A 13,562-nucleotide genomic window follows, 5' to 3' on the forward strand; every position below is an offset into this window, starting at 1 on the left:
GCGCATTGACGCGAGGACTTTTACGTCGCTGGCAGGAGCGATGCCGCCGCAAACCCCATGGTTTGCAAGGTCTCGCGACGAACCGGCGGCGGAAAAGGACCGCGCCCCTGCGGGGTGAGTCAAAGCGAGCCAATGGCGTCGTCAAACCGCTTGTCCGATGCGACGGCATCGACCTGCGCGTTTTTCCTAGCCCTTGGCTCGCTTTGACTCATCACTGCACCAGCCATAGTGAGTTCACAGCCTAGCAGGGCCGCCAACCGCGAGTTGGCTCCCTTCGACCAGCTTGGCTTGCGGCAAACCTCCAATGTGCCTATGTGGTCCTCCGCGATAGTCGTCCTCGTTGTCTCTGCCCGGCGGTGCATATGAATGCGATCATATCGATCAAGGACGTGAGCAAGACCTACGCGTCGGGCCACGTCGCCTTGAAGACCGTCAATCTCGACATCGAGGAACGCGAAATTTTCGCCCTCCTCGGCCCCAACGGCGCCGGCAAGACGACGCTGATCAGCATCATCTGCGGCATCGTCAACCCGACCAGCGGCAACATCACCGTCGACGGCCGCGACATCGCCCGCGACTACCGCACCGTGCGCGCAATGATCGGCCTCGTGCCACAGGAACTCTCGACCGACATGTTCGAGACCGTATGGGCGACCGTGAGCTTCAGCCGCGGCCTGTTTGGAAAGCCATCCAATCCTGCCTATGTCGAGAAAGTGCTGCGCGATCTTTCGCTGTGGGACAAGCGCGACAGCCGCATTATGACACTGTCGGGCGGCATGAAACGGCGCGTTCTCATCGCCAAGGCGCTTGCCCACGAGCCGCGCATTCTGTTTCTGGACGAGCCGACCGCCGGCGTCGACGTCGAGCTGAGGAAGGACATGTGGGAGATCGTGCGCGGGCTGAGAAACTCCGGCGTCACCGTCATCCTGACGACCCACTACATCGAGGAGGCCGAGGAGATGGCCGACCGCGTCGGCGTCATCACCAACGGCGAGCTGATCCTGGTGCAGGACAAGGTCGAGCTGATGCGGAAGCTCGGCAAGAAGCAGCTCGTGCTCGACCTCCAGAAGCCGATTTCGGCCATTCCCGCCGCGCTCGCGTCCTATGCCCTCGAGCTTGCGCCCGGCGGCGGCGCGCTGACCTTCACCTACGACACTCAGGCAGACCGCACCGGCATCACCGCGCTGCTGAACGACATGCGCGAAGCCGGTATCGGCTTCAAGGACCTGGCGACGCACCAGAGCTCGCTCGAGGACATCTTCGTGGATCTTGTGAGGCAATCCCAATGAACCTGACAGCGGTTCGCGCGATCTACGCGTTCGAGATGCACCGTTGGGGACGCACGTTGCTGCAGAGCATCGTGTCGCCCGTGCTGTCGACATCGCTCTATTTTATCGTGTTCGGCGCCGCCATCGGCTCGCGCATCTCCCAAATCGACGGCGTACCTTATGGCGCGTTCATCGTTCCGGGCCTCGTGATGCTGATGCTGCTGACCGAGAGCACGTCGAATGCCGCTTTCGGTATCTATTTTCCCCGCTTCACCGGCACGATCTATGAATTGCTCTCGGCTCCTATCTCTCCGTTCGAGATCGCGCTCGGCTACGTCGGCGCGGCCGCAACCAAATCCGTAATCCTGGGGCTCATCATCCTGGCGACCGCGAGCCTGTTCGTGCCGCTCCGCATCGCCCATCCGGTCTGGATGATTGCGTTCTTGCTGCTGACGGCCGTCACCTTCAGCCTGTTCGGCTTCATCATCGGCATCTGGGCCGACGGCTTCGAGAAACTGCAGGTCGTGCCGATGCTGATCCTGACGCCGCTGACGTTCCTCGGCGGCACGTTCTACTCGATCAACATGCTGCCCGAACCCTGGCACACGGTGACGCTGTTCAACCCGATCGTCTATCTGATCAGCGGCTTCCGCTGGAGCTTCTACGAGATCTCCGACGTCAACGTCGGCATCAGCCTCGCGATGACGCTGTCATTCCTGACGCTCTGCCTCGTCGTGATCTGGTGGATCTTCAGAACCGGCTACCGCATCAAGGCCTAGCCCATGATCGCTTCGGGCCCACGCGCTCCGATCGTCGCGCCCCCTATCGGGCGCGACGTGAATCGGCAGCGCAGGAAATGCCTGAAGCGTGAATCATCGGTCTCACTAAAATGACCATGATCGCGTTACCGCTTCGCCGACACGCCTCTGGGTCCCGGCTCAGCGTTTCACGCATGCGGAGGTCAAACTCCGCATGACGCTTCACTTGGCCGGGATGACACGCAGCAAGCTGATCTCACGTCGTGATGTCCTGCCAAAGATCGCGCCATTGCGGGTTCTGCTGCTCGATGAGTTGGAGCTTCCAAGTCCGCAGCCAACGCTTAACGCGTTTCTCGCGAAGGATGGCTACGTTGATATCCATGTGTGGCTCGAAATAGACGAGCAGCTTGACCGCGTATCGCTTCGTGAACCCGGGAACCAAGCCGTCCCTGTGCTCCTGAACCCGGCGGACAAGATCGTTTGTGACGCCGACATGGAGCGTTCCGTTTCGCTTGCTGGCAAGAATGTAGACAAAATACGGAGACCCGGCGGACATGACCCTCTCAAATCTCCAGCGCCGCTTACGATCACGTGCTGCAATAAGAAGCCCATTTTGGAACCCGCGTCATCCCGGCCAAGCTCCGGCCTGAGCCGGAGCGCAGAGCCGGGACCCAGCGCAACAAATGTAGGACGCCTGAAAAGGCCGCGTTACCGCTTCGCCGGTGTACCTGTCGCGAGGTCGCTGCGCTTGGCCGTGCCCATCAGAATGGCGACGTACTGAGACGCGCCTTCGATCATCGCGCCGGGATGCGCGAGATTTGCAAGCGTCCCCGCGATCAACGCGTCGTAACCGAGCCCCGCGCGCCCGATCGTCAGCAGCGCCCGATCGCGCTTGTCGATCTCGTCCATGACGGCTTCCGCTTGCGGGCGGCTCTGCGCGCCTTCAAATTCGTGCGCAACGAGCGCGAGGCCGTAGCGCTGGCCGACCAGCAGCGCGCGCACGTCGAACGCAGGGTCGGCAGGCTCGCCCGCGACGCGGGCGGCGGCCGCCTCACGCGGGCTCGCAACGTGATGCGCATCGACGAATGCGGTGTAGAGATCGAAAAAGCCCGGTCGCCCGGTCTTGGCGATGTCGGCGGCAACCCGCTCGCAACCGCCATGCCACAGCGCCGCTTCGGGATCGTCCTCGCACGTCATTTTCACAGAATAGGCCCGCGGTAGCGCAAAGCGCCCCTGCTCGTCCGACAGCATGATGGCAAACGAGATCCATCCCGTGGCCAGCGCAAGCGCCAACAGGGCCGGCCACCGGCGGCGGACGGTATCGCGCATCTGCGCCAGGGTATGGGTGAGAGTAGCCATCATGACGGGCGGGAAAATCCCACCACCGCGCAGCCAAGGCAAGCCTCTCCGCGCGGTCATGCTAAATCGCTCCAGATCCGGGCAGCGTACCTCTAGGGCGCAAGCCCTTGCGACGGAGGCGGCGGGGCGTCCGGATCGAACACGTCCGCCATCGCGACCGCGCCATCGCGGCGATAGATGTCCGGGCGGAACTCGATGCGCCCGTCGGGCTCTGCCCAAGCCGTGATGTAGGCGAAATACACCGGGATCGGACGCGACAGCGGCACGTCGAGCGCCATGCCCTGATCGAGCACCGCCTGCGCGCGGCCCGGCTGCTCCCAACCGGGCTCGAAGCGGGCCAGCCACTCGACCAGCTCGAACACGTCCTGCACGCGCACGCATCCCGCGCTGAAGGCGCGCGCACGCTGCTGGAACAACGGCTTCATCGGCGTGTCATGCATATAGACGCCGTGCTCGTTCGCCATGTCGATGCGCACGAGCCCGAGCGCGTTTTGCGGCCCTGGATCCTGCTTGAGCTTGATCCGCTTGGCATCCGCCTGCGACCAGTCGATCGAGGTCGGATCGAGCTCTGGCCCGTTGAAATCGCCGGAGATGACGCGGATGTGCTCCTTCGCCAGATAGTCGGGCTCCTTGACGAGCCGCGGGAACACGTCGAGCTGTGCCACGCTGTCCGGCACGCGCCAGTACGGGAAGAAGTTCAAGTTGCGGATCGTCGCCTTGAGCGTCGGCGTCTCGCGCCCGTTGCGCCCGACGATCACGCGATGGCGGAGCACCGTCTGATATCGTTCCACCGCTTCGAGCTGGAAGGCCGGCACGTTGACCAGCACATACCGCTCCTCCGGCGGCGTCTGCACGAGTTCGAGAATGCGCCCATGATTGAGCTTGAGCTGCGACAGCCGCTCCTCGGCGGTGATGTTGAGCGCGGCAAGCGTCGGCTGATCGACGCGGCCGTTCGCACGCAGGCCGTTACGCTCCTGGAAGCGCACGACCGCCTGCTCGACATCGGAATCGAACGAGTAGTCGTTGTAGCTCGAAGAGCGAGCCAGCTCGCCCGTCGCCATCAAGCGGCGCCGAAGCGCACTTACGCGCTCGTCGTCGTCACCGGGACGCATCATGCGGTTGCCGGGAATCGCGGGCCAGCCGCCCTTGCTGACGATGCCTTGATAGAGGTCGATGGCCTTTTCCATGGCGACGAGCATCTCGTCGCTGCGCCACGGCACTTCGTTCGGCCTGAGATCGTTGAGCGTATCCTGGCGCGGCGGCGTGCGCTCGGCTTGCGAGCGCTTACCGGAATAGTCGGGCGATCCGAACGAGGTGATCCCCTCCCACCACGCGCCATCCTGCGCGGCAGCCGACGAGCCGGACCAGATCGCGGCGAGCGCAAAAACCACCAGGCCGAGGCTGCGAGCATCGCGGCGCTGGCGAAACAGCATGAGAGGAGTCACCGGAAATCCAATCCCTAAAATGTCCGAAAACGGGGGTTCTGGCGAAAGCCGCGCACGTCAAAAAGTCTTAGACGCAATCGATATGGCCAAACAAAGACCCACAATCAACCAGCACACCAACAAATCCCTGAAAATTCAACAGGTCTCGACGCAGCACCGGTAAGCCAACCCCAGGCGCCGTCAATGCGGGAAATGATCCCACCCGGCCGCCCCGATTTCGAGCGCACGACCGTCTGGCCCGGTGACGGTAATACCGCTTCCGGTTGCAACATGGCCGATCTCCGAGACGGCAACGCCGCCCGCCGCCGCAGCAGCACGAAACGCCTCCGCGCGATCCGGTGGGACGGCGGCCAGCACCTCGTAATCGTCCCCCCCGGTCAGCACGCGTTCGAGTAACGCCGGCCGCTGGAGAAGCGCACGCTGCGCGGCTCCGGAAAGCGGCACGCGCGCCGAATCGAGTGTTGCCGAGACACCTGAAGCGCGCGCCAGACGCCCACAATCCTTGACCAGCCCGTCCGAGATATCCATGGCCGCCGACGCAAAGCCTCTGAGGGCGGGCGCAAGCGCCAATCGCGGCTCCGGCCGCAGATAACGCCCGATCAGATGACGTGTCTCCGCTTCGTCGAGGCCCAACACGCCGCCAAGCTCTCGATCCTGCCGCAACAACAGGCCGAGCGCGCTATCGCCGAGCGTGCCGGAAACGAAAAGCACATCTCCGGGGCGCGCCGTCGCCCGGCGCACCATTCGCCCGGTCGGCACGCTGCCGATGGCCGTTATCGTCGCCGAGAACGGCCCCGGCCTCCGGTCGGTGTCGCCACCGGCCAACCCGATTCCGAATGCCGCCTGCGCATCGGCCAAGCCTCCTGCAAACGCGTCGAGCCAACCGCGTTCCGGCCGCTCGGGAAAAGCGAGAGACATGAGATAGGCGATCGGCCGCGCACCCTTTGCCGCGAGATCCGAGACATTGACTGCGAGCGCTTTCCACGCGATGTCGGCCGCCGCATCGTCCGGAAAGAAATGCACGCCTGCGGCAACCGCATCGGTCGTGAGTACGAGATCTTCGCCGGGAGGCGGCGCGAGCAGCGCGCAATCATCCTTGAGCCCCAGCGCGCCTTGAAATCCGGCTGCAAGCGGCGCGAAGGTGGTCTCGATCAGCTCGTCCTCCCCCTCCGTCCCGGTGCCGGCCACGCGCTAATCCCCCTCGCCGGGAGGCGCCTCGAACTCTTTCGCGCGGATCTTGTGTGCGATCCTGTCGAGCACGCCATTGACGACCTTCGGCTCGTCGGCCTCGAAGAACGCCTTCGCGATGTTGATGTACTCGTTGATGGTGACGCGCGCAGGAACGTCGCTGCGCTCCATCAGCTCGAACACACCCGCACGCATGATCGCGCGCAGAATGGAATCGACGCGTACCAGCCGCCAGCCGGTACGAAGCTGCTGATCGACCAGAGGATCGATCTCGCGCTGCCGGCGCACGACGCCCTTCACCACATCGGCGAAGAACGTGGTGTCCGCTCCTTCGAGGCTCGTCAGCGGGTCCGGCTTCGCATCCGCTTCGTCCGCCCCGTCGCTGGGTTGAACCCGCGCCGCCATGAACTGCTCGATCACGTCGCCCGCGTCGGTGCCAGCCAGATCCATCTGGTAGAGCGCCTGCACGGCTGCCATGCGCGAGACGGTGCGCGGCTTGGGAGCATCGCCACCGGATTTCCTTTTCTTGGGCACGCTCATGACGTGTGCCGCCCGAACGCCTGCGCGAGATGCATGAGCCTCAGACAGGCGCGCGCGGCATCGCCGCCTTTGCCGTCAGCCCCGCCGCGCGCGCGCGCCAAAGCCTGCGCTTCCGTATCCACGGTGAGAACAGCGTTACCGACGGGAATGTTGTGAAGGATTGCTGTTTCCATGACCCAGTGATTGGTGTTGTTGCACACGATGTCGTAGTGGGACGTCTCGCCCCGGACAACGCAGCCAAGAATGATGGCGCCGGCATAGACAGCCTTGCTTCCGCCGGTGAAAAGCCCAGCGGCGACAGCCTGCTTCAGCGCTTGCGGAATTTCGAGCGCACCCGGCACCGCCACGCGATCGTAGCCGACGCCCGCTGCATCGAGCACGGCCCGCGCGCCAGTGATGAGCTCGCTCGTGATTTCCTGATAATAGGGGGACTCGATGAGAAGCACACGCGCTGATCCACCAGCGTAGAGCTCCATATCGACGCGGGCGCGATTTTCCTGGCTGACCATCTCGACTACTCGATTGCCCGTGTGCCGACGATGCGAAGCCCGTAGGCTTCGAGTCCGACGTAGACGTCGGCGGGCGCGTTGGTGAGCAGCACCATGTCGCTCACCCCTAGCTCCCGCAGGATCTGCGATCCGACGCCGATTTCCACCTGCCTGCGGCCGCGCGCGGCTTTTTCGCCGGCCTCGGCTTTCGAACGTCGGCCGACCCATTCGGAAACACTCTTCGGACCGAGATCGCGGATCAGCACGATGACACCACGCCCTTCGCGCTCGATGGCGCGCATGGCCTTGGCGACCAGTGCGCTGTCGCCCGCTTCGCCTCCGATGCCGAGCAGATCGCCGAGCACGTTGACCGCATGCACGCGCACCAGCACCGGTCCGCTGCGGTTCGAAATATCGCCCTTGATGAGCGCCAGATGCTCGACCGGCTCAACCGTCGTCGTGAACACGCGCAGATCGAACGAGCCTGCGATCGCGCTATCGACCTTCGTCTCCGCCACCTGCTTCACCAGCCGGTCGTGCTTGAGGCGATAGGCGATCAGATCCTCGATGGTGCCGATCTTGAGGTTATGGCGTTGCGCAAACGGAATGAGATCCGGCATCCGCGCCATGGTGCCGTCTTCGTTCATGATCTCGCAGATGACGGCGGCGGGATAAAGCCCGGCGAGACGCGCGAGATCGACGGAGGCTTCCGTATGGCCGGCACGGATAAGAACGCCGCCCTCGCGCGCGACGAGCGGGAACACATGGCCCGGAGAAACGATATCGCTCGCCCCTTTGGTGGGGTCGATGGCGGTCGCGATGGTGCGGGCGCGGTCATGCGCCGAAATTCCCGTCGAGACGCCTTCGCGCGCCTCGATCGATTGCGTGAACGCGGTCCGCTCACGAGCAGCCTTGGTCCGCACCATGAACTCGAGTCCCAGCTCCTGCGCGCGCGATTGCAGAAGCGTGAGGCAGATCAGTCCACGGCCATGCTTGGCCATGAAGTTGACGGCATCCGGCGTCGCCATCTGCGCCGGGATTACGAGATCGCCCTCGTTCTCGCGATGCTCCGCATCGACGAGAATGACCATGCGCCCATTGAGCATGTCATCGACGATCTCGGCTGTCGACGACAGGAAGCCGGCGATATCCGAATGTACGACTTTTCCGAGACCGGTGGTCACGTCCGAAACTCCATGATCCGCGCCACATAGCGCGCAAAGAGGTCGATTTCCACGTTGACCTCGTCGCCGGGCTTTTTGCGCCCCCAGGTCGTCTCGGTCAAGGTCACGGGGATAAGATTGACCCCGAAACGGTGACCGGCCACCTCGTTAACGGTGAGAGACGTCCCGTCGAGCGCAATCGAGCCCTTGGGTGCGGCATAGGGCGCCAGATGATGCGGCAGCTCGAGCAGAACCCGCAGGCTCTCACCATCGGGCTTGAGATCGACAATCCGCCCGACGCCGTCAACATGCCCAGACACGATGTGGCCGCCAAGCTCGTCGCCCGCCTTCAACGCCCGCTCGAGATTGATCCGCTTACCCACTTGCCAAGTCGCGAGCGTGGTCTTCGAAAGCGTCTCGTTCGAAACATCCACCGTGAACGCGGAGCCAGCCCCGTCGGCGCGCACCGTCACGACCGACAGGCAGCAGCCGTCGCAAGCAATCGAGGCCCCGTGCGCGATGCCGTCCGCCGGATAGCGCGACCGGATCGCGAACCGCCCGTCCTCGCGGCCGATCAGCTCGCCGACGTCCGTGATGATGCCTGTAAACACGCTAACGCTCCCGCCTATGAATGTCTCGCCCGGACCCGGAGCAGCGACAGGGTATCGGCTCCGACCCGCCGACGCGAGGCGAGCGCGAGATCTAGCCCCGGAGCAAGACCCGCGGCAAGGGCCGCAGCAGATGCGCCCTCGCCCGCCGCGCCTGCCGACATAGGACCGGCCTGGAACAGAGCCACCTCGTCCACGAGCCCCTCTGCCGCAAAGGCGCGCCAAAGGGAAGCCCCTCCTTCGACCAGCACCCGCGTCACGCCCTCGGCGGCGAGCACCGTCAGCACGGCGCCGAGCAAGACACCGTCCGCACTCGGAAGTACGCGAAAAACCTTCACGCCCTGGGATTCAAGCTCTCCAACTTGAGCGGCGTCGGCCGCCTCCCCGGTAAACACCCAGGTCGGAACCGTCCGCGCCGTCTGCACGAGCTTGCTTTTGCGAGAAAGCGCGAGTGACCCCGAAATCACGACCCGCACCGGCGAGCGCGCCGCCAGTCCCGGCAACCGGCAGGTCAGATCGGGATCGTCGTCCCGCACCGTACCGCTGCCGACCACGATGGCGTCGCACTTGGCCCGCAGCAGATGTCCCTGCGCCCGCGCCTCGGACCCGGTCACGAACAGAGGCGTGCCAGCCTTTCCGCGCGGCACCGCTCCGGCGGCGTCCAGCGCCATCTTGAGCTGCACGAACGGCCGGCGTTCGGTCACGCGCAGGATATGTCCGAGTGTCGCCCAGCGCGCCTCTTCGCCGAGAAGGCCGGTCTCGACCGTGAGGCCAGCCGCCCGAAGGCGCGCGATCCCGTCTCCCTTCACGCGCGGATCCGGATCGTCAACGCCGATCACGACGCGCCCGATCCCGGCCGCAACGACGGCATCCGCACAGGGAGGTGTCTTGCCGTGATGCGCGCACGGCTCGAGCGTGACATAGAGGGTCGCACCGCGCGCCAGTGCACCTGCTCGCTTCAGCGCTTCCGTTTCGGCATGTGGCCGGCCGCCAGGCTGCGTCACGCCGCGTGCGATCAATTCGCCGGTCGCTTCGTCGGCGATCACCGCACCCACCGACGGGTTGGGGGCGGTCGTGCCAAGCCCTCGCCGCGCCAGCATCAGCGCAATGCCCATCATGTGCTGATCGAACGGAGAAAAACTCACGACCACCTACTCTTGCCGGCAGCCTGCTGCCCGGCAGCTGTCCCTCAAAGCTTCTTCGAAATCCGCTGAACCTCGTCGCCGCCGTCGTCGCGCGCAATCTCGCCGAGCACTTCCTGGAAATCGGCGGCTTCGCGAAAATCGCGATAGACGGACGCAAATCGCACATAGGCAACGGGATCGAGAGCGCGCAGCCCTTCCATCACATAGGCACCGATCGTGGACGATGCGATCTCCGTCTCGCCCGCGCTTTCGAGCTGGCGCACGATGCCCGATACCATGCGGTCGACCCGCTCCATCTCGATCGGACGCTTCCGGAGCGCCACCTCGACCGACTTCTGCAGCTTGTCGCGATCGAAAGGCACCTTGCGGCCCGAGCGCTTGACGACGATCAACTCGCGCAGCTGCACGCGCTCGAACGTCGTGAAACGTCCGCCGCAATCGGGGCATACGCGCCGCCGCCGGATCGCGGCGTTCTCTTCTGTCGGCCGGCTGTCCTTCACCTGCGTCTCCTCGCAGGAGCAATACGGACAACGCATCGATGCGGTCTCCCGAAATGAAAGGCGCCGGAGCGATACGCTCCGGCGCCCTTTTCTTAAACCAGGACCCGTCTCATGTCAGAACGGATCGTCCGCCACGCGGCACCCCGTCCCCAAGAAGAAGGTGTCCCCCCAAAAAATTGGGGTCGAACGGCTCTGTTCGGCGGCTGCCGGCAGGGCCATTCGCCTCAGATCACGAGTAGATCGGGAAGCGCTTGCAAAGCGCAGTCGCCTCTTCCTTGATCTTGGCTTCAACCGCCGCGTTGCCCGCTTCGCCGTTCTTGGCGAGGCCTTCCAGCACTTCGGCGATCATGCGGCCGATGTCGCGGAACTCGGCTTCGCCGAAACCGCGCGTCGTGCCGGCCGGTGCGCCGAGACGGATGCCCGAGGTCACCATCGGCTTCTCCGGATCGAACGGAACGCCGTTCTTGTTGCAGGTGATGTGCGCACGACCCATCGACTTCTCGGAGATGTTGCCGGTGAGCTTCTTCGGACGCAGGTCGACGAGGATGAGGTGCGTGTCGGTGCCGCCCGAAACCAGCGCGAAGCCGGCGTTGACCAGCACTTCGCCCATGGCCTTCGCGTTGACGATGACCTGCTTGGCGTAGGTCTTGAATTCCGGCGTCAGGATCTCGCCGAACGCCACGGCCTTGCCGGCGATGACATGCATCAGCGGACCGCCCTGGATGCCCGGGAAGATCGCCGAGTTGATCTTCTTCGCGATGTCCTCGTCGTTGGTGAGGATCATGCCGCCACGCGGACCGCGCAGCGTTTTGTGCGTCGTGGTGGTCACGACATGCGCATGCGGGAACGGCGAGGGATGCTCACCAGCGGCCACGAGACCAGCGAAGTGCGCCATGTCGACCATCAGATGCGCGCCGACCTCGTCCGCGATCGCGCGGAACGCAGCGAAATCGAACTGACGCGGATAGGCGGAACCACCGGCGATGATGATGCGCGGCTTCTCGGCCTTGGCGATCTCGCGCACCTTGTTCATGTCGATCCGGTGCGTATCGGGCTCGACCTGATAGTGAACAGCCTTGAACCACTTGCCCGACTGGTTGACCGTCGCACCGTGCGTGAGATGGCCGCCGTGGGCGAGGTTGAGACCGAGGATCGTGTCGCCGGGCTTGGCGAGCGCATTGAACACGCCCTGGTTGGCCTGCGAGCCCGAGTTGGGCTGCACGTTGGCGAAGCCGCAGCCGAAAATCTTCTTGGCGCGCTCGATCGCGAGGTCTTCGACGATGTCGACATACTGGCAGCCGCCGTAATAGCGCTTGCCCGGATAGCCCTCGGCGTACTTGTTGGTCAGCACACTGCCGGCCGCATCGAGAACCGCCCGCGAGACGATGTTTTCCGACGCGATGAGCTCGATCTCGTACTGCTGGCGCCCGAGCTCCTTGTCGATCGCCGACGCGACCTCCGGATCGGTCTCGGCAAGCGGAGATTTGAAGAAGCGGGCTGTATTCGACATGACGTTTCCTCGTGTGTCGGCTGAGATTCTGAATGGGGCGGGGGCAATAACACTGAAATTATTGGCGAAATCGGATCCGCCCTAAGGCGTGTTCCTTATATCGACGAAAGTCTAATCGTGCCACAGCCAACGCGCGCGAAAGCCCCTTACCACGCGCCTAGCGAAAGCAACAAGTCAGTCGCCGTCGCACCCAGTCTTCTGTGCGGCGCAACATAAACGCGTGAGCGTTCGCCCCGGGCAAAACCTGCCCGGAGCCCACGCGGCTGAGAAAGGAAGACTATTCGGCGGCGAGCTTGCCGGTCCGTCCGATGGCTGCCGGGCAAGCCGCCCACAGCGCACGCAGCGCTTCGGTCAGCTCGTCCATCTGGGCGTCCGTGTGGTGCGGACCCGGCGTCAGCCGGATGCGCTCGGTACCGCGCGGCACGGTCGGATAGTTGATCGGCTGCACGTAGATGCCGTGCTTGTCGAGGAGACGATCGGTGACCTCTTTGCAGTGAACCGGATCGCCGATCAGAACCGGCACGATGTGGCTCTGGTTCTGGAACACCGGCAGGCCAGCCGCCATCAGCCGCGTCTTGAGGGCGCGCGCACGCTCCTGGTGGCGCGCACGCTCGAGCGAGCTGATCTTGAGGTGACGGATACTGGCAACCGCACCGGCCGCGATGGCCGGGGCGAGCGAAGTCGTGAAGATGAAGCCGGGAGCAAACGAGCGGATCGCGTCGCAGAGGTCGCGCGTGCCGGCGATGTAGCCACCCATCACGCCGAAGCCCTTGGCCAGCGTCCCGTTGATGATATCGACGCGATGCATCACGCCGTCACGCTCGGCAATGCCGCCGCCGCGCGGACCGTACATGCCGACCGCGTGCACTTCGTCGAGATAGGTCAGCGCGCCATACTTCTCGGCGAGATCGCAGATCGCCGAGATCGGCGCGATATGCCCGTCCATCGAGTAGACGCTCTCGAACGCGATGATTTTCGGCGCGCCTTCGGGCGCCTGCTTCAGCTTCGCTTCAAGATCGGAAACGTCGTTGTGACGGAAAATCCGCTTCTCGCAATTGCCATGGCGGATACCCTCGATCATCGAGGCGTGGTTCTTCTCGTCGGAAAAGATGATGCAGCCCGGCAGCAGCTTGGCGAGCGTCGAGAGCGTCGCATCGTTGGCGACATAGGCCGACGTGAAAAGGAGCGCCTGCTCCTTGCCGTGCAGATCCGCAAGCTCCTGCTCAAGCTCGACATGATAGTGGGTAGTGCCGGAGATATTGCGCGTGCCGCCAGAGCCGGCGCCGACGGTATCGATCGCCTCGTGCATGGCGGCGACCACTTTGGGATGCTGGCCCATGCCGAGATAGTCGTTCGAGCACCAGACGACGATCGGCTTAGCGCCGTGCTCGGTCATGTGCTCGGCATCTGGGAAAGCACCGCGGCGGCGCTTCACGTCGGCGAACACGCGATAACGACCTTCCCGCCGGATCGCATCAAGGGAAGCCTTGAAGTGCTTCGCGTAGTCAACCATCGACGTTTCCCCGAACCCTTTGTTCTTCAGTCCGCCGCTCTTTTAGAACGCTTCTAGAAACTGTGAAACAGTTTTTC

The 13,562-nt window shown here is 64.2% G+C and carries 14 protein-coding genes; 2 read left to right on the forward strand and 12 right to left on the reverse strand.

The genetic code is table 11. The annotated features are described in order from the left end of the window. The first annotated feature begins 362 nt into the window (after nucleotides 1-362). A complete protein-coding gene (locus tag RCO24_RS15160; RefSeq protein ID WP_308963289.1) occupies nucleotides 363-1,289 on the forward strand; it encodes an ABC transporter ATP-binding protein in 927 nt (308 codons plus the stop codon). Beyond that, complete coding sequence (locus RCO24_RS15165) at nucleotides 1,286-2,047, forward strand: ABC transporter permease (protein WP_308963290.1); 762 nt, start codon at nucleotides 1,286-1,288, stop codon at nucleotides 2,045-2,047. Before RCO24_RS15160 ends, RCO24_RS15165 begins: the two co-directional genes overlap by 4 nt. A gap of 235 nt (nucleotides 2,048-2,282) precedes the next feature. Here the strand turns inward: RCO24_RS15165 and RCO24_RS15170 are convergent, their stop codons facing one another. The 12 genes from RCO24_RS15170 to hemA form a co-directional block, all read right to left on the reverse strand. After that, nucleotides 2,283-2,582 (reverse strand): GIY-YIG nuclease family protein, encoded by a 300-nt coding sequence (locus tag RCO24_RS15170; protein ID WP_308963291.1) that lies wholly within the window; start codon nucleotides 2,580-2,582, stop codon nucleotides 2,283-2,285. Between the two features lie 152 nt (nucleotides 2,583-2,734). Next, nucleotides 2,735-3,445: a hypothetical protein gene (locus tag RCO24_RS15175; RefSeq protein WP_308963292.1), complete on the reverse strand. Its 711-nt coding sequence runs from the start codon at nucleotides 3,443-3,445 to the stop codon at nucleotides 2,735-2,737. A 32-nt stretch (nucleotides 3,446-3,477) separates the two neighbouring features. Continuing rightward, a complete protein-coding gene (locus RCO24_RS15180; RefSeq protein WP_308963294.1) occupies nucleotides 3,478-4,830 on the reverse strand; it encodes a L,D-transpeptidase family protein in 1,353 nt (450 codons plus the stop codon). Between the two features lie 180 nt (nucleotides 4,831-5,010). Beyond that, entirely contained in the window at nucleotides 5,011-6,018 is a 1,008-nt protein-coding gene (gene thiL / locus RCO24_RS15185; RefSeq protein ID WP_308963296.1) for a thiamine-phosphate kinase, read from the reverse strand. Nucleotides 6,019-6,021: 3 nt separating this feature from the next. Then, a complete protein-coding gene (gene nusB / locus RCO24_RS15190) occupies nucleotides 6,022-6,558 on the reverse strand; it encodes a transcription antitermination factor NusB (RefSeq protein WP_308963297.1) in 537 nt (178 codons plus the stop codon). Continuing rightward, entirely contained in the window at nucleotides 6,555-7,067 is a 513-nt protein-coding gene (locus tag RCO24_RS15195) for a 6,7-dimethyl-8-ribityllumazine synthase (protein ID WP_308963298.1), read from the reverse strand. The genes nusB and RCO24_RS15195 overlap by 4 nt, the downstream gene beginning before the upstream one ends. Nucleotides 7,068-7,072: 5 nt before the next feature. Further along, the gene (ribB, locus tag RCO24_RS15200; protein WP_308963299.1) at nucleotides 7,073-8,230 is read right to left on the reverse strand and encodes a 3,4-dihydroxy-2-butanone-4-phosphate synthase; all 1,158 of its coding nucleotides are present in this window, start codon (nucleotides 8,228-8,230) and stop codon (nucleotides 7,073-7,075) included. Next, the gene (locus RCO24_RS15205; protein ID WP_308963301.1) at nucleotides 8,227-8,820 is read right to left on the reverse strand and encodes a riboflavin synthase; all 594 of its coding nucleotides are present in this window, start codon (nucleotides 8,818-8,820) and stop codon (nucleotides 8,227-8,229) included. Before RCO24_RS15205 ends, ribB begins: the two co-directional genes overlap by 4 nt. 14 nt (nucleotides 8,821-8,834) lie before the next feature. Then, complete coding sequence (ribD, locus tag RCO24_RS15210; RefSeq protein ID WP_374990969.1) at nucleotides 8,835-9,935, reverse strand: bifunctional diaminohydroxyphosphoribosylaminopyrimidine deaminase/5-amino-6-(5-phosphoribosylamino)uracil reductase RibD; 1,101 nt, start codon at nucleotides 9,933-9,935, stop codon at nucleotides 8,835-8,837. A gap of 71 nt (nucleotides 9,936-10,006) precedes the next feature. Further along, a complete protein-coding gene (gene nrdR / locus RCO24_RS15215) occupies nucleotides 10,007-10,498 on the reverse strand; it encodes a transcriptional regulator NrdR (RefSeq protein WP_308963305.1) in 492 nt (163 codons plus the stop codon). A 193-nt stretch (nucleotides 10,499-10,691) separates the two neighbouring features. After that, nucleotides 10,692-11,999 (reverse strand): serine hydroxymethyltransferase, encoded by a 1,308-nt coding sequence (glyA, locus tag RCO24_RS15220; RefSeq protein WP_374990970.1) that lies wholly within the window; start codon nucleotides 11,997-11,999, stop codon nucleotides 10,692-10,694. Between the two features lie 250 nt (nucleotides 12,000-12,249). Continuing rightward, entirely contained in the window at nucleotides 12,250-13,485 is a 1,236-nt protein-coding gene (hemA, locus tag RCO24_RS15225; protein ID WP_308963307.1) for a 5-aminolevulinate synthase, read from the reverse strand. Between the last annotated feature and the right edge of the window lie 77 nt (nucleotides 13,486-13,562).

The organism is Hyphomicrobium sp. LHD-15 (genome assembly GCF_031157355.1).
Classification (GTDB): Bacteria; Pseudomonadota; Alphaproteobacteria; order Rhizobiales; family Hyphomicrobiaceae; genus Hyphomicrobium_C.

Excerpts from the sequence above, each read along its gene's own strand:
- RCO24_RS15160 (WP_308963289.1), top strand. The coding sequence starts at position 363 with ATGAATGCGATCATATCGATCAAGGACGTGAGCAAGACCTACGCGTCG.
- RCO24_RS15165 (WP_308963290.1), top strand. The coding sequence starts at position 1,286 with ATGAACCTGACAGCGGTTCGCGCGATCTACGCGTTCGAGATGCACCGT.
- RCO24_RS15170 (WP_308963291.1), bottom strand. The coding sequence starts at position 2,582 with ATGTCCGCCGGGTCTCCGTATTTTGTCTACATTCTTGCCAGCAAGCGA.
- RCO24_RS15175 (WP_308963292.1), bottom strand. The coding sequence starts at position 3,445 with ATGACCGCGCGGAGAGGCTTGCCTTGGCTGCGCGGTGGTGGGATTTTC.
- nusB (WP_308963297.1), bottom strand. The coding sequence starts at position 6,558 with ATGAGCGTGCCCAAGAAAAGGAAATCCGGTGGCGATGCTCCCAAGCCG.
- RCO24_RS15195 (WP_308963298.1), bottom strand. The coding sequence starts at position 7,067 with ATGGTCAGCCAGGAAAATCGCGCCCGCGTCGATATGGAGCTCTACGCT.
- ribD (WP_374990969.1), bottom strand. The coding sequence starts at position 9,935 with ATGATGGGCATTGCGCTGATGCTGGCGCGGCGAGGGCTTGGCACGACC.
- nrdR (WP_308963305.1), bottom strand. The coding sequence starts at position 10,498 with ATGCGTTGTCCGTATTGCTCCTGCGAGGAGACGCAGGTGAAGGACAGC.
- hemA (WP_308963307.1), bottom strand. The coding sequence starts at position 13,485 with ATGGTTGACTACGCGAAGCACTTCAAGGCTTCCCTTGATGCGATCCGG.